This is a genomic window from Cellulosimicrobium sp. Marseille-Q8652, assembly GCF_965112045.1.
In genome coordinates this window covers 1,858,366-1,876,099 of record NZ_CBCOPS010000001.1, presented here as the reverse complement: position 1 = coordinate 1,876,099, position 17,734 = coordinate 1,858,366, and the positions used below count along the sequence as shown (strand labels likewise).

Annotated in this window: 17 protein-coding genes; 8 read left to right on the top strand and 9 right to left on the bottom strand. The window is 74.9% G+C overall.

All coding sequences use genetic code 11. The features are described 5' to 3' along the window. The first annotated feature begins 26 nt into the window (after positions 1 to 26). Complete coding sequence (locus ACWPWV_RS08245) at positions 27 to 674, top strand: hypothetical protein (protein ID WP_454042437.1); 648 nt, start codon at positions 27 to 29, stop codon at positions 672 to 674. 93 nt (positions 675 to 767) lie between these two features. Further along, the gene (locus ACWPWV_RS08240) at positions 768 to 1,637 is read left to right on the top strand and encodes a hypothetical protein (RefSeq protein ID WP_454042436.1); all 870 of its coding nucleotides are present in this window, start codon (positions 768 to 770) and stop codon (positions 1,635 to 1,637) included. 77 nt (positions 1,638 to 1,714) lie between these two features. On the opposite strand, the gene ACWPWV_RS08235 is transcribed toward ACWPWV_RS08240, so the two are convergent. The 4 genes from ACWPWV_RS08235 to ACWPWV_RS08220 all read right to left on the bottom strand — a co-directional run bounded on the left by ACWPWV_RS08235 (position 1,715) and on the right by ACWPWV_RS08220 (position 5,520). After that, the gene (locus ACWPWV_RS08235) at positions 1,715 to 2,893 is read right to left on the bottom strand and encodes a hypothetical protein (RefSeq protein ID WP_454042435.1); all 1,179 of its coding nucleotides are present in this window, start codon (positions 2,891 to 2,893) and stop codon (positions 1,715 to 1,717) included. 75 nt (positions 2,894 to 2,968) lie between these two features. Then, positions 2,969 to 3,406 carry a DoxX family protein gene (locus ACWPWV_RS08230; protein WP_454042434.1) on the bottom strand — a complete coding sequence of 146 codons (438 nt, stop codon included), beginning with the start codon at positions 3,404 to 3,406 and terminating at the stop codon, positions 2,969 to 2,971. Between the two features lie 81 nt (positions 3,407 to 3,487). Then, a complete protein-coding gene (locus tag ACWPWV_RS08225; RefSeq protein WP_454042433.1) occupies positions 3,488 to 4,138 on the bottom strand; it encodes a response regulator transcription factor in 651 nt (216 codons plus the stop codon). After that, entirely contained in the window at positions 4,135 to 5,520 is a 1,386-nt protein-coding gene (locus ACWPWV_RS08220) for a sensor histidine kinase (protein WP_454042432.1), read from the bottom strand. The genes ACWPWV_RS08225 and ACWPWV_RS08220 overlap by 4 nt, the downstream gene beginning before the upstream one ends. Positions 5,521 to 5,629: 109 nt before the next feature. Here ACWPWV_RS08220 and ACWPWV_RS08215 point away from each other — a divergent pair, with 109 nt between their 5' ends. Further along, positions 5,630 to 6,376 (top strand): ZIP family metal transporter, encoded by a 747-nt coding sequence (locus tag ACWPWV_RS08215; RefSeq protein WP_454042431.1) that lies wholly within the window; start codon positions 5,630 to 5,632, stop codon positions 6,374 to 6,376. A 106-nt stretch (positions 6,377 to 6,482) separates the two neighbouring features. Here ACWPWV_RS08215 and ACWPWV_RS08210 read toward each other — a convergent pair whose 3' ends face one another. From ACWPWV_RS08210 to ACWPWV_RS08195, 4 genes are all read right to left on the bottom strand, one after another. After that, entirely contained in the window at positions 6,483 to 7,127 is a 645-nt protein-coding gene (locus ACWPWV_RS08210; protein ID WP_454042430.1) for a lysophospholipid acyltransferase family protein, read from the bottom strand. A gap of 95 nt (positions 7,128 to 7,222) precedes the next feature. Then, positions 7,223 to 8,677 (bottom strand): amino acid permease, encoded by a 1,455-nt coding sequence (locus tag ACWPWV_RS08205; RefSeq protein ID WP_454042429.1) that lies wholly within the window; start codon positions 8,675 to 8,677, stop codon positions 7,223 to 7,225. Positions 8,678 to 9,056: 379 nt separating this feature from the next. Next, positions 9,057 to 10,673 carry a nucleobase:cation symporter-2 family protein gene (locus ACWPWV_RS08200; protein ID WP_454042428.1) on the bottom strand — a complete coding sequence of 539 codons (1,617 nt, stop codon included), beginning with the start codon at positions 10,671 to 10,673 and terminating at the stop codon, positions 9,057 to 9,059. Between the two features lie 200 nt (positions 10,674 to 10,873). After that, a complete protein-coding gene (locus ACWPWV_RS08195; RefSeq protein ID WP_454042427.1) occupies positions 10,874 to 12,232 on the bottom strand; it encodes an 8-oxoguanine deaminase in 1,359 nt (452 codons plus the stop codon). Between the two features lie 257 nt (positions 12,233 to 12,489). Here ACWPWV_RS08195 and ACWPWV_RS08190 point away from each other — a divergent pair, with 257 nt between their 5' ends. After that, positions 12,490 to 13,701: a cation:proton antiporter gene (locus ACWPWV_RS08190; protein ID WP_454042426.1), complete on the top strand. Its 1,212-nt coding sequence runs from the start codon at positions 12,490 to 12,492 to the stop codon at positions 13,699 to 13,701. A 9-nt stretch (positions 13,702 to 13,710) separates the two neighbouring features. Here ACWPWV_RS08190 and ACWPWV_RS08185 read toward each other — a convergent pair whose 3' ends face one another. Beyond that, complete coding sequence (locus ACWPWV_RS08185; protein ID WP_454042425.1) at positions 13,711 to 15,000, bottom strand: NYN domain-containing protein; 1,290 nt, start codon at positions 14,998 to 15,000, stop codon at positions 13,711 to 13,713. A gap of 142 nt (positions 15,001 to 15,142) precedes the next feature. Between ACWPWV_RS08185 and ACWPWV_RS08180 the strand changes: the two genes are divergently transcribed. From ACWPWV_RS08180 to ACWPWV_RS08165, 4 genes are all read left to right on the top strand, one after another. Next, positions 15,143 to 15,727 (top strand): sugar O-acetyltransferase, encoded by a 585-nt coding sequence (locus ACWPWV_RS08180; protein WP_454042424.1) that lies wholly within the window; start codon positions 15,143 to 15,145, stop codon positions 15,725 to 15,727. Positions 15,728 to 15,729: 2 nt separating this feature from the next. Beyond that, the gene (locus tag ACWPWV_RS08175) at positions 15,730 to 16,344 is read left to right on the top strand and encodes a TetR/AcrR family transcriptional regulator (protein ID WP_454042423.1); all 615 of its coding nucleotides are present in this window, start codon (positions 15,730 to 15,732) and stop codon (positions 16,342 to 16,344) included. A gap of 94 nt (positions 16,345 to 16,438) precedes the next feature. Then, on the top strand, positions 16,439 to 16,876 hold the full coding sequence (locus ACWPWV_RS08170; RefSeq protein ID WP_454042422.1) for an MFS transporter: 438 nt from the start codon (positions 16,439 to 16,441) through the stop codon (positions 16,874 to 16,876). Positions 16,877 to 16,921: 45 nt separating this feature from the next. Next, complete coding sequence (locus ACWPWV_RS08165; protein WP_454042421.1) at positions 16,922 to 17,734, top strand: SDR family NAD(P)-dependent oxidoreductase; 813 nt, start codon at positions 16,922 to 16,924, stop codon at positions 17,732 to 17,734.

Below are 17,734 nucleotides of genomic sequence, written 5' to 3'. Positions count from 1 at the left end.
CGAGGGGGTGGTGGGACGCTGGGAGCATGAGCACCGGAGGCGTCCGACGGCACACCGAGGCCCTCGGCGACGACGCCGTCGCCACCGCGACGGGACAACCCCGCGCGACGTGGTTCGCGCTGCTCGACGCCCAGGACGCGACGACGTGGACCCACCGGGACATCGCCGCGTGGCTCGTCGAGGAGCAGGGCGTCGACGGCTGGTGGGCGCAGTCGCTCACGGTCGCGTACGAGCAGGAGCGCGGGATGCGTGCGCCCGGCCAGCGGTCCGACGGCACCTACGAGGTCTCCCCCAGCCGGTCCGTCGTGGGGTCGGTCGAGGAGGTGTACGCCCTCGTCGCGGACGACTCCTCGCGCGCGCGGTGGCTCGACGCCGCCCTCGACGAGGTGGGTGCCGGCGAGCGGCTCGAGGTGCTCGGCGCCACGCCCACGTCGTCCGTGCGGCTCGCGTGGCCGGTCGGCGCGCTGGGCGCACCGCCGGACCGGCCGGGACGCGTGACGGTCGGGCTCTACCAGCCGCGTGCGGCCGACGGCAGCCCCGCGGGCAAGGTCCGGGTCGGCGTGCAGCACGGCGGCCTCCGCTCGCCGGACGACGTCGCGCCGCTCAAGGCCTTCTGGTCCGCGCGGCTCACCGCCCTCGCCGAGCTCGCCGAGCAGGCGCACCCGCCCGGTTAGACGACCGGTCGAGGGCAGCCGGCGGGTCGGCGCGCGTCCGCGCGCCGCGGCTGCCCGGATGCCGCGGCGGCAGGCCGGTGGTTGCCTGAGGACATGATGACGCCGAGCTCCGCCCCACCACCCGCCGGTCCCGACCCTTCGGAGACCGACCAGACCCGGCGGACCTGGCCGTGGATCGTGCTGACCGTCGTCGCGGTGCTCGTCGTCGCGCTCGTCGTGTGGCTCGTCAACCGGCCCACGGACGGCGAGCCCGCAGCGTCGCCCGCGCCGTCGGACACCGCGAGCGAGTCGGCGTCGCCGACCGAGACCTCGTCGCCGAGTGACAGCCCGACGACGTCGGCCCCCGCCGCCGAGGGCTGCCCGGCCGAGGGCGACGGCCCGCCGGAGGGCGCGGACACGCACGAGATCGTCGACGTGGACGGCGACGGCCGCCCCGACACCGCCTGGATCACCGGGGGCGCCGACCGTGCCTTCGGCATCACGACGGCGTCGGGCGCGACGTTCTCCGCGCCGATCGGGTCGGCGAGCCCCCAGCCCGCGAGCGCGATCGTGCAGCTCGTCGCGGCGGGCGACGGGACCTCTCCGATCGCCCTCGTCGACACGGGCCGCGAGGTGCTGCTCCTCTCGGCGGCCGGCTGCGCGGTGGCCCCGACGCAGAACGTCCAGGGCGAGGCCTACACGTTCGACAAGGGCTTCACGGGGTTCGGCACCGGCGTCGGCTGCACGGAGCAGGGCGGCGAGCTGCGGCTCGCGGGCCTGGACGCCGTGTCCGACGACGGCACCTCCTTCACCGTCGACCGCACCTTCGTGGACCTCGACACCGACGCCCGCACGGCGACGAACGGCCAGGAGGAGACCGTCGCGACGGGCGCCGGCCCGGAGGACGCGGTCGTCACGACCGCCCAGGAGACGAGCTGCGGCGAACTCGTCGCCAGCCAGGACGGACCCGTCGAGCCGCAGTAGCGCGGCCGCCGAGCACGACCTGGGGGCCGTTCTCACGCGGAGAACGACCCCCAGGTCGTGGTCGGCGACCCCGGGGGCTAGCCTTGGCCGCACACGACGCACGCGCCGCGGCGGCGGAGCCAGTAGGCGTAGGTCGCGGCGCCGAGGGCGACGGACCACAGCGGCCACAGGAGCGCCGGGCCGACGGCGCCCCACGAGTCGGCCGTGAGCGCGAGCTTCGAGTCGCTCACGCCGAGGGCGATGAGCGACAGACCGGCCGGGAGGACCGCGACGGCCACAATCGTCGCGGGGACCACCGCGAGGTTGACCGGGACGCGACGGCCCGCGAGGCCGACCATCCAGCGGGGGAAGACCTCGCCCCAGTGCTGGAAGAGTCCGAGCGTGAGGACGGCGCCCACGAGCGCGAAGCCGCCCAGGCCGAGCGCCGCGATCCAGGCGTCGTCCCCGGCGAGTGCCGCGACGTCGTCGGCCGAGAAGCCGAGCGGGATGCCGAGCACCCAGGCGATGCGGGTCACGGCGTAGAACAGCGGGATCGCGGCGGCGACGAGCGCGGCGACCCGGCCCCAGCGGGCGGCGGACGCGGGCGTCGTCCAGGCCGGGTCGGGGCCGTCGTGCCGACGGCCGCACGACTCGCACGCGCCGACCGCTCGGCGCGCGAACCGCGTGGTCGACGCCGCGAGCAGCCCCGCGCTGGCGAGCACCGCGAGCTGCAGCAGCACGCCGGGGGTGAGGAACTCGGCGAACGCTGCGCGCAGCTCCGCGTCGAACGGCGCCATGATCGCGGTGACCGGGAGGTAGCCGAGCCGGGCGAGGATCGACGCGTCGACCAGTGCGACGGCACCCGCGAGGACGAGGCCAACGGCGGCGCAGGTCGCGAGGCGCACGCCCCGCGCCACGGGCCGGGACCGGCCGCCGCGCCAGGTCCACGCCGCGAGCGCCGCGCCCGTCAGCGCGAGGACGGCGACCCACGGGGTGAGGCTCGCGCCGCGGACGGCGGTGAGCGCGCTGAACCCGGTGGCGTCGGCGTCGCCGACCGGCAGCGTGCCGCCTGCGAGCGTGACGGCGAGCGCGACGACGGCACCCACCACCCACCACAGCGCGGCGGTCGGGCCGATCCAGGTACCGCGCGCCCGACGGGCACGGTCGGCCGGCTCGGCACGGCGTGGCCGCTGGGGGTTCGGTGCCGGCGGACGGTCGGGAGCGGTCGGGGCGGGCTCGCCGGGGACGGGACGGGTTTCGGGGTGTCGTGTGCTCATGACCCGACCCTCGTCCCGCACGAGGCCGCAGGGATCACCCGCCGCGGTGACGCCCCTCCCCCGGTCGGGTGACCCTCAGTCGCGGGCGCGGCGCAGGGCGCGCAGCGCACCCGTCGACCACAGCGCCCAGGCGACGAGCACGGGCTGGAAGAACAGCCGGCCGAGGCGCTTCGCGTCCGTGTCGAGACCGAACCCGTCCTTCCCCTCCATCCACTGCGCGACGTTCCCGGGGAAGATCACGACGAAGAACGCCGCCGCGACCAGCCCCACGGCGACCTTCCACCGCGACAGCACGACGAGCGACGCACCGAGCGCGATCTCGACCGCGCCGGACGCGAGGACGGTCACGTCCTCGTCGACCGGGAACCAGCCCGGCACCTGGGCCTGGAACTCCTCGCGTGCCACGGTGAGGTGGCTGACGCCCGCCCCGACGAGCGCGAGGCCGAGCGCGACGCGCGCGACCGTGGCGGGGACGGACGTGCGGGTCGGCTGCGTGAGCACGGTGAGGTCCATCCACCGATCGTCGCACCGCGGCACCGCTCGCGACACCGCGGTACGACCGCGGCGGAACCGGGCTCCCCGCGAGGCCGCGACTCAGCCGGCCCGGACGAACCCCGACTCGTACGCCCGGACGACGGCCTGGGTGCGGTCCCGCACGCCCAGCTTGGCGAGGAGGTTGCCGACGTGCGTGCGCACGGTCTCGACGCCGAGGTACAGCTCCCCGGCGATCTCGGCGTTCGACAGCCCGGTCGCCATGAGCCGCAGCACCTCGCCCTCGCGATCGGTGAGACGCGCGCCGCGCAGCCCGTCCCCGGCGGGAGGCCGGGCGGTCGCGAGGCGTCGCACGGCGTCCGGGAAGAGCAGCGACTCGCCGCGCGCGACGACGCGCACCGCCTGCACGACCTCCTCGGGCCGGGCGCGCTTGAGCAGGAACCCGTGCGCGCCGGCGCGCAGCGCGTCGAGCACGTGGTCGTCGTTCTCGAACGTCGTGACGACGAGCACGCGCGGGGCCGCGTCGCGCGCCAGGAGCGCCGTCGTCGCCGCGATCCCGTCGACGCGCGGCATGCGCACGTCCATGAGCACGACGTCGGGCCGGGTCGCGGCGACGACGCGCGGCACCTCGACGCCGTCCCCGGCCTCGCCGACGACCTCGAGGTCCGGCTCGGCCTCGAGGATCGCGCGCAGCCCGGTGCGCACGAGCGGCTCGTCGTCGACGAGCACGACACGGATCACGGCGTCGGTCACGCGTCCGGCCCTCCCCGGGGGAACGTCGCGCGCACGACCCACACGGCGTCGTCCGGCCCTGCGACCAGCTCACCCCGCAGGAGCCGGACGCGCTCCTGCATCCCGGCCAGGCCGCGTCCACCACCCGCCCGACGACGGCCCGCCGGACCGAGCGGGTTGCGCACCTCGACGCGCAGGGAGCCGGGTGGGACGCCGGGGCTGCGCGGCGCGCGCCGGTCGTCGGGGTCCGCCACGCGCACCACGTCGACCGACACCTCGACAGGAGCGCCCGGGGCGTGCCGCATCGCGTTGGTCAACGCCTCCTGGACGACGCGGAACGCCTCCTGGGACGTCGCGCGCGGCACCGCGTCGAGGTCCGGGGGGAGCGGTGCGCGCACGGCCCCGCGGCCGGCGCGACGCGTCGGCCCGGACGGTGCGACGAACGTGACGTCGGCGCCCGCCCGCCGGGCGTCGTCGAGCAGCGCGGGGAGGTCCGCGAGGGTGCGGGCGGGCGACCGCGGGGCACCGACGCCCGCGTCGGCCCGCAGCAGGCCGAGGACGTGGTCGAGGTCGGCCATCGCCGTGCGACCCGTCTCCTCGATCGCCGCGAGCGCGCGCCGGGCCGCGTCGGGGTCGGTGTCGAGGAGGCGCGACGCGGCCGCCGCCTGGAGTGTCGTGACGGTGAGCGCGTGGCCGACGGAGTCGTGCAGCTCCCGTGCGAGCCGGCCACGTTCGGCGTCGCGGTCCGCCGCGGCCTCGAGCTCCGCGATGCGCTCGGACTGGTCAGGGCCGAGCAGCGGCCACGCCGCCTGGCGCAGGAGCGCGCGAGCGGCCACGGTCACGTACGGGAGCGCGAGCAGCAGGACGAGCGCGAGCAGCGCGAGGGGCCACGTGCCGGCCCACGACGGCACGCGCTCCCACGGGCGCCAGTCCGTGAGCAGGACGGGCTCGACCCCGAGGGCGGACAGGACGAGCTGCGTCGCGACCGGGACCGCCAGGAGCACGACGACGAGCACGGCCGCACCGAGCGCGAGGTGCAGCGCGTACCAGGCCGCGGCCCGCCACCGGGTCGCCGCGCTCGGGTGCGCGTCGCCGGCAGGCGCCGGCAGGTCGAGGTCGAGGAACGTCCGCACCGCCGCGATCTCCAGCGCCCGCACCGGTGCGAGGAACGGGGGCGTGCCGGCGATCACCGCCGAGAGGACGGCGAGGACCCCGGCGGCGACACGCGGCGTCTGCGTCGACGCGAACATCTGCACGAAGCCCGTCACGAGGACGAGGTACGCGCCCGCGACGACCCCGCCGATCACGAGATACACGCCCGCGCGCACGGTCGACGCGCTGCGCAGCGGCGCGGTCAGCCGCTGCGCCGTGTCACCGCCGCCCCGGCGGGTCCCCTGCGTCATACGCCTCATCCTGCCCCGGGCCACGCGTGGGCCGCCTCCCCCGCCCGGGTGAGCGACGCCGTCGAGCACCCGTCGCGCGGTCCGTGCGCCGCGCTGGTCCACTGGTCCCATGGAGGGTTTCTGGTGGGGGCTGCTCGCGAGCTCGTCGCTGCTGGTCGGCGCGGCGGTCGTGCTGTGGCGCCCGCCCGGGCAGCGGGCGGTCGGTCTCGTCATGGCCTTCGGCGCGGGCGTGCTCATCAGCGCCGTCGCCTACGACCTCGTGGAGGACGCCTCGCGCAGCGTGAGCGGGTGGCTGCTGCTCGCCGGTCTCGCGGGCGGTGCGCTGACGTTCTTCGTGGGCGACCGGGTGATCGACAACCTGGGCGGCGAGGGCCGCAAGCGCTCGACCGGCGTGCAGCGGCACACCGTCCAGGCCGCGGGCGGCAGCGGTGGCGCCGCGATCGCGCTCGGCACCGTGCTCGACGGGATCCCCGAGTCGGTCGTCCTCGGCGCGACGCTCATCGGCGGCGGCGGCGTGAGCGTCGCCATGCTCGCCGCCGTGTTCCTGTCCAACCTGCCCGAGGCGATGGCGGCGACGTCGGGCCTGCTCAAGTCGGGCACGCGGCCCTCGCAGCTGTGGATGCTGTGGGGGTCGACGACGGTCGTGTCCGCCCTCGCCGCGGGGTTCGGCTACCTCGCGCTCGACGGCGCGTCACCGGCCGTCGTGGCGGTCACGCAGGCGTTCGCCGCGGGCGCGCTGCTCACGATGCTCGTCGACACGATGATCCCGGAGGCCACCGAGTTCGGCGGGCCGGTGACGGGCCTCGTCACCGTGCTGGGCTTCGCGACGGCGTTCGGGCTCAGCTCGATCGGCTGACGAGCACGACGTCGCGCGCGGTCGAGCACGACCTGAGGGTCGCGAAGGGCACCAGAACGACCGTCAGGTCGTGTTCGGCGAGCGCTCGTGCTCGGCGGAGGGGCGGTCAGGCCGCGAGCTCCTGGCCGCTCATGCGGTGGATCGACGCCATGACCTCGTCGGTCAGCTCGCGACGCGCCTGCGCCGGACGGGTCCCGGCCGTGAGCTGGCGCTGCGGATCGATGGGCTTGCCGAAGTGCACCTGCACCCGGTGGATGCGCGGCAGGCGCGCCCCGACCGGCTGGACCTTGTCCGTGCCGCGGACCGCGACCGGGACGACGGGCGCGTGCCCGGCGAGCGCGAGCCACGCGACGCCGGTCCGGCCCGGGTGCAGCTTGCCGTCGCGCGAGCGCGTCCCCTCCGGGTAGATGCCGAACGCGCCACCGCGCTGCAGCACCTCGAGCGCGTCCTCGAGCGAGCGCTGGCCGGCGCGCGGGTCGTCGCGCTGCACGGGGATCATGCCGATCGTGGTGAAGAACCACCGCGACAGCCGTCCCTTGATGCCGCGTCCCTCGAAGTACTCCGCCTTGGCGAGGAACGTCACGTGCCGCGGCGCGACGATCGGGATGAGCAGCGAGTCGATGAACGACAGGTGGTTGCTCGCGAGGATGACCGCACCGTTGCGCGGGATGTTGTTGCGTCCGGTCACCTGGGGTCGCAGCAGCACGTACGCGAGCAGCGACAGGAGGAGCCTGAGGACGCGGTAGGTCATCCGCTCATTGTGCACCGTCGTCCGCGCACGCCCGTGCACACGCGACGCGACCTGCGACGACGCCGTGCACGCCGGTGCACGACGGCGTCCCCGCCTCAGTCGGTCGCGCCCGGCCGGTCGCGGGTCGGCACGGGCGCCGCGGCCAGCCGTCGCGCGCGTCCGCCCCGCGTGAGCGCGTACAGGGCGAGGAGCACGACGACGAGACCGGCCGTCGACGCGAGCTGGGCGCGCGCGGTGTCGTCGGTGAGCATCAGGACCGCGAGCGCCGCGAGCCCGACGAGGACCGCCCACGTGAGCCACGGGAAGCCCCACATGCGCAGCGTCAGCGGCTCGCCGGCGGCGCGCGCCTCGGCCTCGAGCCGGCGGCGCAGCCGCAGCTGCGACACCGCGACGAGCACCCACACGACGAGGAGCGCGGCACCGACGGCGTTGAGGAGGATGCCGAGCAGGGCGTCCGGGGCGAGCCAGTTGAGGCCCACGGCGACGAGCGAGAAGAACACCGACACGAGCACCGAGACCCACGGCACGTCGCGGCGCGAGACGCGGCGCAGCGCCGTCGGGCCGTCGCCGCGCCCGGCGAGCGAGTACGCCATGCGCGACGTCCCGTAGACGTTCGCGTTGAACGCCGAGAGCAGGGCCACGACCACGACGACCTCCATGAGCCGCGCGGCACCCGCGAGGCCCGCGAGGTCGAGCACCGCGACGAACGGGCTCTCCGCGAGGAGCGGCGAGTCCCAGGGCAGGACGAGCACCATGATCGCGACGGAGCCCAGGTAGAACACGAGGATGCGCCACACGATCGACCGCGTGGCGCGCGCGACGGCCGTGCGCGGGTCGCGGGCCTCGGCGGCCGCGATGGTGACGATCTCGATCCCGCCGAACGCGAAGACCACGACGAGGAGCCCCGCCGCGACGCCCGCCCAGCCCTGGGGCGCGAACCCGCCGTGCCCGAGCAGGTTGCTCGTGCCCACGGGCTCCGTGCCGGGCAGCAGGCCGAGGACGAGCAGGACGCCCACCACGAGGAACCCGACGATCGCCGCGACCTTGACGAACGCGAACCAGAACTCGAACTCCCCGAACTGCCGCACGCCCCACAGGTTCACGACGGCGAACACCGTCACGACGGCGAGCGCCACGCCCCACTGCGGCACGCCGGGGAACCAGCCGGTGACGATCACGGCGGCCCCGGTGATCTCCGCGCCGAGCACCATGACGAGCATGAACCAGTAGAGCCAGCCGAGGACGAACCCGGCCCACGGCCCGAGCGCCTCCTCGGCGTACACGGAGAAGGACCCGCTCGCGGGCCGAGCGCTCGCCATCTCGGCGAGCATCCGCATGACGAGGATGACGAGGACCCCGGCGATCGCGTACGACACGAGCACCGCCGGCCCCGCGGTCGCGATGCCGACGCCCGACCCGAGGAACAGCCCGGCACCGATGGCGGAGCCGAGGCCCATCATCGTCAGGTGGCGGGCACGCAGGCCGTGGCCGAGCCGGTCGGAGGACGTGGGACGGGGCGTCCGGTCGGACGGGGGCATGGAGGTGCTCATGAGGTCCTGCGGTGGGAGGGGGTCGGGCCGGTCGGCCGACGTCCGACGCTACCCGACTCCCGCCGGCACCGCGGGTCCGGGCCCGGCCGGGCGCCGACGACCTCGGAGCACCCGGTGGTCCGCCCGTCGCCGCGACGGAACGGGGGACGGCACGTACATTCGGTTCGTCATCAGCTCGCGACGACAGGAAGGTGCGAACGATGGGATGCATTGCTTACGCCATGCTGTACCCGTTCATCAGCTGGATGGGCGGCGGCTCCCCGTGGTCGGTCTGCTCGGGGGGCTGAGAGGACCCGTGGCGGGTTCCCTGCCGCTCGACTGAGGTCACGGAGACAGGTCGGCCGTCCCGGACGGCCGACCTGTCTTCCTGTGCCCGGTGTCAGGACACCTCGGGCGTCGGGGTGCGCGGCGCCGGTGCCGCGTGCCCCGCCTCACCGTGCTGTGCCGCGGGCGGTCGACCGCCCGGGGAACCGTCCGAGCCGACGGCCGGCGTCGTGCCCCGGTCGGCGGCGGGGCCGGTGGACGTCCCCGGCGCGGCGGTGCGCCGTCCCGCGGACCCGTTGAGCACGCCGTCGTCCTCGAGGTCCTCGAGGTCCTCGTCGTCCACCGAGCTCGCGCCGCGCTCGGCGCCCTCGGCGAAGACGGACGGCTTGTCGGGCGTCCCGGCCTTGATGTGGTTGAACAGGATGTTGAGCAGGATCGCCATGATCGCGGCCGAGCTGATCCCGGAGTGGAAGATGATGCCGAACCACGTGGGGAACTGGTCGTAGAAGTCGGGCTTCGCGATGGGGATCATGCCGAACGAGATCGACGCGGCGACGATGATGAGGTTCGCCGAGTTGGAGTAGTCGACCTTGGCGAGCGTGCGGATGCCCGACGCGGCGACCGAGCCGAAGAGCACGATGCCCGCGCCGCCCAGGACCGGCGTCGGGACGGCCGCGACGACGCGTCCCAGCACCGGGAGCAGGCCGAGGACCACGAGGATCGCGCCGCCTGCCGAGACGACGAACCGCGACTTGATGCCCGTGATCGCCACGAGGCCGACGTTCTGCGCGAACGCGGACTGCGTGAACGACCCGAAGAACGGCGAGACCACCGACGACGCCATGTCCGCGCGCAGACCGTTGGCGATGCGCTTGCGGTCGACCTTGGTGCCGACGATCTCCCCGACCGCGATGATGTCGGCCGTCGTCTCGGTGAGCGTCACGAGGATGACGATGAGCATCGAGACGATGGCCGCGATCTCGAACGTCGGGGCGCCGAAGCCGAGGAACGAGGGGAACGCGGCGACCGGTCCGTCGCTCACGCCCGAGAAGTCGGCCTGGCCCGTGAGGACGGCGACGAGCGTCCCGAGGACGATCGCGAGGAGGATCGACAGCCGCGAGACCGTCCCGCTGCCGACCTTGGAGAGCAGGATGACGATCGCGAACGTCAGCGCCGCGAGGCCGATGTTGCTCACCGAGCCGTAGTCCGGCGACTCCGCGTTGCCGCCCATCGCCCAGTTCGCCGCGACGGGCATGAGCGTGAGCCCGATCGTCGTGATGACGACGCCCGTCACCACCGGCGGGAAGAACCGGATGACCTGCGCGAAGAACGGCGTGATGAGCAGCCCCACCGCCGAGGCGACGAGCACGGCGCCGAGGACGCCGGGGATCCCTCCCCCGCCGCCGACGATCGCGACCATCGTCGAGACGCCGGCGAACGACACGCCCTGGACGAGCGGCAGCTGCGACCCGAAGAACGGGATGCCGATCGTCTGCAGGATCGTCGCGAGACCGCCCATGAACAGCGACGCCGCGATGAGCGTGCCGATCTCGGCGCCCGTGAGCCCCGCGGCCGCGCCCACGATGAGCGGGGGCGCGATGATCCCCCCGTACATCGTGAGCACGTGCTGGAACCCGTACCCGAACGTCGCCCCGAGGGGCAGCCGCTCGTCCTCGGGGCGTACCGGACGGCGTTCGGCGTCGTCCGCGACCTTCTGGGCTCGCGCATTCATAGCGGACCTCCTCGTCGGCTATCGTTCCGCTGGGCGGAAAAGTACTTCCACCATTCGAACCCCAAGTGTGACGTGTGTCAAGTCCCGCTCCCCAACTCGTCCGTGGCCTGCGGCGACGCAGACGTGACGGCCGAGCGGAGGGTGGGGACCGGAGCGGGGCGGCGGCGGGTCGTGGTGGGCCTGGCGGGAGCGGCCACGGCTCACCCCCCGACGAGACGCCGCGCGGCGGCGGAGTGCTCGGCGGCCAGCGCACCGAGGTCGAGGCCCGGGATCGTGCCGTCCACGACGCGCCACGCGCCGCCCACCATGACGCGGTCCGCGCGGTCCGCACCGCACAGCAGGAGCGCGGCGACGGGGTCGTGCGTCCCGGAGAAGCGCAGCTCGTCGAGCCGCCACAGCGCGAGGTCGGCCTGCTTGCCGACGGCCAGCACGCCGACGTCGTCCCGGCCGAGGACGCGCGCGGACCCGCGCGTGCCCCAGCCCAGCGCGCGCGTGACGGGGAGGTCGGCGCCGTACCTGAGCCGTTGCAGGTAGAGCGCCTGGCGGGCCTCGAGGATCATCGTCGACGCGTCGTTCGACGCCGAGCCGTCGACGCCGAGGCCGACGGGCGCGCCCGCGTCCTCGAGCTCGACGGCCCGCGCGGTGCCGGACGCGAGGCGCATGTTCGACGTCGGGCAGTGCGCGACGCCGGTGCCCGCCGCACCGAGCCGGCGCACCTCGTCGTCGTCGAAGTGGATGCCGTGGCCCAGCCAGGCGCGGTCGGTGAGCCAGCCGACCGACTCGAGGTAGTCGACGGTGCGCAGCCCGAAGCGCTCGCGGCAGAAGTCCTCCTCGTCGATCGTCTCGGCGAGGTGGGTGTGCAGGCGCACGTCGAGCGCCTCGGCGAGCGCGGCGCTCTCCCGCATGGCCTCGGTGGTCACGGAGAACGGCGAGCACGGCGCGAGCGCGATCTGGACCTGCGCGCCCGCGCCGCGCTCGTGGTACGTCTCCACGAGCCGGCGCGAGTCCTCGAGGATGACGTCGAGGGTCTGCACGACCGACTGGGGCGGCAGGCCGCCGTCGTCCTCGCCGAGCGTCATGGACCCCCGGGTGAGCGTCGCCCGCACGCCGAGGCGCCGGACCACGTCGACCTGGATGTCGATCGCGTCGTCGAGCCCGTCGGGGAACACGTAGTGGTGGTCGGCCGCCGTCGTGCAGCCGGACAGGAGCAGCTCGGCCAGCGCGACGGTCGTCGCGAGCTCGTGGTCGCGCGGCGTGAGGCGTGCCCACACGGGGTAGAGCCGCTGGAGCCACGGGAACAGCGGGGCGTCGGCGACGGGCCCCCAGGCGCGCGTGAGGGTCTGGTAGAAGTGGTGGTGCGTGTTGATCAGGCCGGGCGTGAGCACGTGCTGCGACGCGTCGAACGTCTCGTCGACGGGCGTCGCGGGTGCACCGCCCGCCGGGACGAGCTCGGCGACGACGCCCTCCTCGACGACGATCCCGCCGCGTGCGTCGGGGGCGTCGGGGGTGTCGTCCGCGGTGAAGACGCCGAGCGGGTCGCGGATCCAGAGACGGGTCATGAGGACTCCTGGTGGCTGGTCGTCGCGTCACCGGTGGCGGGTCGGGCGGCGCCACAGCGACGCCACAGGCGCCGGCTCAGTGGTCCTGTCTGCCGATCCAGGGGCCGGCGGCGGTGCGCCGCGGCTCCTCTGGACGGTAGGACCCGTCGGGGCGCGAGGTCAACCACGGAGCCTGCGGCCGCCAGCGCGCTCCGCCCGCGCGCCCTGCGGGCCGGTGCGCCATGCTGGTGCCGCCGTCCGCCGCCCAGGGAGTCGCCGTGAACGAGTACGCGCCGCTCGTCCCCGTGTTCGTCGTCGCGCTCCTCGCCCCGCTGCTCTCGGGGCTGATGCCGGCGCGCGCCCGGCTCCCCCAGGTGGTGCTCCTGCTGCTCGGGGGCGTCGTCATCGGGCCTCAGCTGCTCGGCGTCGCCGGCCCGGACGACGTGGTCCTGCTCTCGGACCTCGGCATGGGGTTCCTCTTCCTCCTGGCCGGGTACGAGCTGGAGCCCAGCGTGCTGCGCGAGCGGGAGGGCCGCAGGGCGGGCGCCGCGTGGCTGACCTCGCTCCTGCTCGGCGCGCTGGTCGCCCTCCTGCTCCTCGAGCACGACACGGTCCACGCGCTCGCCGCGGGCGCGATCGCCCTGACGACGACGGCGCTCGGGATCGTCCTGCCGATCCTGCGCGACGCGGGCCGGCTCGGCACGCGCCTGGGGCGGACCGTGCTCGTCAACGGCGCGGTGGGCGAGCTCGCCCCGATCGTCGCCATGGCCCTGCTCCTCGGGACGCGCCAGACGGGGGCCGCCGCCGTCCTGCTCGTGCTCTTCGGTGCCGTCGCGATCGGCCTCTCCGTGCTCCCGGCGCAGGTCCACGCGCCCGCGGGCTCGCGCCTCCTCGAGGCGTCGGAGCACGGCACCGGGCAGAGCACGCTGCGCCTGACCGTCCTGCTGCTGGTCGCCCTCCTCGCGACCGCGGCGGCGATGGGCTTCGACGCGGTGCTCGGGGCGTTCGTCGGTGGCATGGTCCTGCGGCGGTGGGCCCCGGGCGACGTGCGACGGCTCGAGGAGAAGCTCGACGTCGTCGCGTGGGGCATCTTCATCCCCGTGTTCTTCGTCAGCTCCGGCATGGGCCTCGACGTCGACTCGATCGTCGCCGCGCCGGCCCTGCCGCTCCTCATCCTCGCGCTGATGCTCCTCGTCCGCGGCGGCCCGGTGCTGTTCTTCTTCCGTCGGGACCTGCCCGCGCGCGAGCGCGCCCAGACGGCCCTCTACTCGGCGACGGCGCTCCCGGTCCTCGTGGCCCTCACCGAGCTCGCCGTGGACGACGGGGCGATGAGCTCACGGACCGGCGCCGCGCTCGTCGGGGCCGGGGTGCTCTCCGTGATCGTCCTGCCGATGGTCGCGAGCCGGCTCGGACGGGACCGCGACGACGCCGACCTGCCTGCCGACCGACGGACGGACGGGCCGCAGGACGGCGTCGTCGAGACGGTGTGAGCCGTCCGGTCAGGCCACCGTGACGAGGTAGTCGTCGGCGTCGTCGTCCCACGCGAGGGCGACGGCACCTGCCGCCTGCGCCGCCTTGCAGAACTGCAGGAACCCGCGGTAGCCGAGGGCCTTCTCGCTGAAGTCCGGCCGCTTCTTGCGGATGGCGTTCTTCAGCCCGGACAGCGCCGCGGACCCGCCCTCCTCCTGCACGACCGAGCGCAGGAGCTCGAAGGTCGCGTCCGTGTCGCCCTGCGCGGGCAGGGACACCTCCGGGTCTCCCGTGGCCGGACCGGTCGCGAGCTCGACGAACCCGCGGTCGGCGAGGAACCGCAGGAACTCGCCGAACGTGCGGAAGCCGTAGTCGGCCTCGCTGAACGTCGGGTCCTTGCGCAGGAGCGTCCGCTTGAGGACCGACGCCGTCACGGCACCTCCCGTCGACGACGCGAGGTCCGCGAGCGTCTGCGCGACGCGCACCTCCATGGGCAGATCCTCGCCCGCGGGGGCGTCGTCGTCGGCCGCCTCGACCGGCTCGGCCGGAGCAGCCGGGTCCGCGCCGGCGGGGACGGTCGTCGGCACGACGGCCTCGAGCGCACCCTCCGGCGCACCCTCGCCCGCCGGGGGCGCGGTCTCCTCGGCCGACGCCGCGCCGGGGGCCGCGCCGACGAGCGCGGCCGCGGCCGCACGCGCCGACTCGTCGCGCGTGGGCTCCGGCTTCGCACCCTTCTCGGCGGCCGGCGCGCGGCGCCGTCCCCCGCGAGGGCCCGTCGCGCCACCCGCGGCCCGCCCGGACCCGCGGCGCGCCGTCGGGCGCTCCTCCGGCTCGTCCGGCACGTCGACGCCCTCGAGGCGGTCGTAGAACAGGAACTCGTCGCACGCGGGCGGCAGGAGCCGGGACGTCGACTTCTCGACGCCGACGCCGATGACGCGCTTGTTCAGCTCGCGCAGCTTGTGGACGAGCGGGGAGAAGTCGGAGTCGCCCGTGCACATGACGAACGTCGAGATGTAGTCGCGCTCGAACGCCATCTCGATCGCGTCGACGACCATCTTGATGTCGGCCGCGTTCTTCCGGGACGCGCCCATGCGCTGCGGCATCTCGATGAGCTCGACCTGGTGGCGCGTGAGCGACCGCCGGTCCTCGTCGAAGTACGACCAGTCGGCGTACGCGCGCCGCACGACGACGCGGCCCCGCACCGCGAGCGCGTCCGCGATCGGTCCGAAGTCGAAGGACATCCCGCCCAGGTGCTCGCGCGCGCCGAGCGCGAGGTTCTCGTAGTCGATGAAGACGGCCAGGCGTTCCTCGAGGTCCATGCCCCGAGCCTAGGGCTCTCGCGGCGCAGGTGCCGGACCGCCCTCCCCGCCGCCGCCCGGGCGTCGATGTGTACGATCGTACGCAACCAGGCCGCGCCACCGGGGCCGGACCGTGGGACGAGACCGAGCAGGGAGCCCCCTCATGACGACCGACCACTTCGCCGGCGACGACCGCACGAACCGCGAGCGCATGCTCGCGGGCGACCTGTACATCGCGGACGACCCGGAGAACGAGCGCCTCGCGAAGCGCGCGATCCGCCTCGCCGACGAGTACCACCGCGCCGTCGTGGCCGACGACGCGTCGTCGCGCACGATCCTCGCCGAGCTCCTCGGCTCCCTGGGTGACGGCGCGTGGATCCGGCCGTCGCTCGTCGTCGACTACGGCGAGAACCTGCACGTGGGCGCGCGCACCTTCGTCAACGCGAACCTCACGGCGCTGGACGTCGCGGCGATCACGATCGGCGAGGACTGCCAGATCGGGCCGAACGTCCAGCTCCTCACGCCCACGCACCCCGTCGAGCCGCAGCCGCGGCGCGACAAGCTCGAGGCGGCCCGGCCGATCACGATCGGCGACAACGTGTGGCTCGGCGGGGGCGTGGTCGTGTGCCCGGGCGTGACGATCGGGGCCGACACGGTGGTCGGTGCGGGTGCCGTCGTGACCCGCGACCTGCCGGCGGGCGTCGTGGCCGTGGGCAACCCGGCGCGCGTGGTCCGCCAGGTCGCCTGACCGTGCCCGGGGAGCCGTCCGCCGACCTGCCGCGCGCCCGCCGCCACGACCCGGGACGGCGCGACCGCATCGTCGACGCGTGCCTCGACGTGCTGGCCGAGGTGGGGGTCGCGGGGACGTCGCACCGCCGCGTCGCGGCCGCCGCCGACGTCCCGCTCGGGTCGATGACCTATCACTTCGCGGGCATGGACGACCTGCTGCAGGAGGCGTTCGGCCGGTTCGCGCGGCAGGCCGCGGCGCAGTTCGAGCGCCGCATGGTGGAGGCCACGACGCCCGAGGAGGCGGTCCGGGCCGTGACGCGGCTCGTCACACACGAGGTCTTCGCCACGCAGCGGGACCTCGTGCTGAGCCACGAGCTCTACACGCTCGCCGCGCGCGACCCCGCCTACCGCACGCTGACGAACGACTGGATGCGCCGCAGCCGCGCGGCGCTCGGGCACCACTTCGACCCGACGACGTGCCGTGCGCTCGACGCGTTCGTCGAGGGCATGACCATCCACCGCGCTCTCGACACCGAGCCGCACGACGACGCGGACGTCCTCGACGCCGTGCGTCGCCTCACGGGCGTGCCGGCACCCACCGGCGTCGGCGGCCCGGCGAGCGCCCTCGACGCCTGACGGCAGCGGCCGCTCGCGCACATCTGCAACTGAGGGGTTGCGCGACCCCCTCCTGTTGTGCAACTCTCTAGTTGCACAACAGGAGGGAGTCCCGATGCCTCGGCGAACCGCTCCCCCGCGCCTCGTCCTGACGACGCTCTTCCTCGGCGCGTTCACGATGGGGTGCGCCGAGATGCTCGTGGTCGGCCTGATCGACCTGGTCGCGGCAGACCTGACCGTCTCCGTCCCGGACGCCGGCGCGCTCGTGACCGCGAACGCCCTCGGTCTGGCGGTCGGCGGTCCGCTGCTGACCCTCGCGACCACGCGGCTCGACCGCCGCGTCGTCCTGCTCGTCTCGCTCGCCGTCTTCGTCCTCGCCAACCTGCTGCCTGCGCTCGGCGCCGGCTACTCGGCGTTCCTCGTCGCCCGGGTCTCCGTCAGCGCCGTGCAGGGGCTGTTCATCGCCGCGGCGATGACGGCGGCCACCAGCGCGTTGCGGCCCGCACCGTCCCCGGGGACGACGGCCGACGAGGACGTCCCGGCACGAGCCTGACCAGGCGCACGTCCCGGCCCGAGACACACCCACCGAGGAGGAACCATGAGCACGCTGCTGCTGGAGGACAGGACCGCCGTGATCTACGGCGGCGGAGGAGCGATCGGCGGTGCCGTCGCGCGGGTGTTCGCGCGGGAGGGAGCGCGCGTCTTCCTCGCCGGGCGGACGCCGGAACGGCTCGACGCCGTCGCGCGGGACATCGCCGCCGCAGGCGGGACCGTCGAGACGGCACAGGTCGACGTCTTCGACCAGGAGGCCGTCGAGGCGCACGCCGCAGCGGTCGCCGCGAAGGCCGGCGGGATCGACGTCGCGCTCGACGCGGTGAGCGTCCCGCACGACCAGGGCACCGTCCTCGCGGACCTCACGGTGGAGGAGTTCATGCGGCCCGTCGACGGCTTCCTGCGGACGCTGTTCGTCACGAGCAAGGCCGTGGCGCGGCACATGGGCGGCGAGCGGCCGGGTGTCGTCCTCGTCCTCTCGGAGCCGGGGGCGAGGCTGGCCGTGCCGGGCATCCTGGGTCACGGCGTGAGCGCGGCGGGGAAGGAGGCGTTCTCGCGGCTGCTGGCCGCGGAGCTCGCACCGCGCGGCGTCCGCGTCGTCGGCCTCCGTCCGCACGCCGTCGTCGACGCGCCCGCCGCGGGGTCGTACACGCGCGAGCTCTTCGCACCGGCCGCGGCGGCGGCCGGCCAGTCCGTGCAGGAGCTCCTCGACGCCGGGAGCATGGCCGCGGGGACGCTGCTCCAGCGGCTGCCCACCCTCGAGGAGGTCGCCGAGACGGCCGCGTTCCTGGCGTCGGACCGCGCGGGCGCCATGACGGGCACGGTCGTCAACCTGACCGGCGGCGCTCTGGTCGACTGA

Excerpts from the sequence above, each read along its gene's own strand:
- ACWPWV_RS08220 (WP_454042432.1), bottom strand. The coding sequence starts at position 5,520 with ATGACGCAGGGGACCCGCCGGGGCGGCGGTGACACGGCGCAGCGGCTG.
- ACWPWV_RS08165 (WP_454042421.1), top strand. The coding sequence starts at position 16,922 with ATGAGCACGCTGCTGCTGGAGGACAGGACCGCCGTGATCTACGGCGGC.
- ACWPWV_RS08200 (WP_454042428.1), bottom strand. The coding sequence starts at position 10,673 with ATGAATGCGCGAGCCCAGAAGGTCGCGGACGACGCCGAACGCCGTCCG.
- ACWPWV_RS08245 (WP_454042437.1), top strand. The coding sequence starts at position 27 with ATGAGCACCGGAGGCGTCCGACGGCACACCGAGGCCCTCGGCGACGAC.
- ACWPWV_RS08230 (WP_454042434.1), bottom strand. The coding sequence starts at position 3,406 with ATGGACCTCACCGTGCTCACGCAGCCGACCCGCACGTCCGTCCCCGCC.
- ACWPWV_RS08210 (WP_454042430.1), bottom strand. The coding sequence starts at position 7,127 with ATGACCTACCGCGTCCTCAGGCTCCTCCTGTCGCTGCTCGCGTACGTG.
- ACWPWV_RS08240 (WP_454042436.1), top strand. The coding sequence starts at position 768 with ATGATGACGCCGAGCTCCGCCCCACCACCCGCCGGTCCCGACCCTTCG.
- ACWPWV_RS08180 (WP_454042424.1), top strand. The coding sequence starts at position 15,143 with ATGACGACCGACCACTTCGCCGGCGACGACCGCACGAACCGCGAGCGC.
- ACWPWV_RS08235 (WP_454042435.1), bottom strand. The coding sequence starts at position 2,893 with ATGAGCACACGACACCCCGAAACCCGTCCCGTCCCCGGCGAGCCCGCC.
- ACWPWV_RS08195 (WP_454042427.1), bottom strand. The coding sequence starts at position 12,232 with ATGACCCGTCTCTGGATCCGCGACCCGCTCGGCGTCTTCACCGCGGAC.
- ACWPWV_RS08205 (WP_454042429.1), bottom strand. The coding sequence starts at position 8,677 with ATGAGCACCTCCATGCCCCCGTCCGACCGGACGCCCCGTCCCACGTCC.
- ACWPWV_RS08215 (WP_454042431.1), top strand. The coding sequence starts at position 5,630 with ATGGAGGGTTTCTGGTGGGGGCTGCTCGCGAGCTCGTCGCTGCTGGTC.
- ACWPWV_RS08170 (WP_454042422.1), top strand. The coding sequence starts at position 16,439 with ATGCCTCGGCGAACCGCTCCCCCGCGCCTCGTCCTGACGACGCTCTTC.
- ACWPWV_RS08185 (WP_454042425.1), bottom strand. The coding sequence starts at position 15,000 with ATGGACCTCGAGGAACGCCTGGCCGTCTTCATCGACTACGAGAACCTC.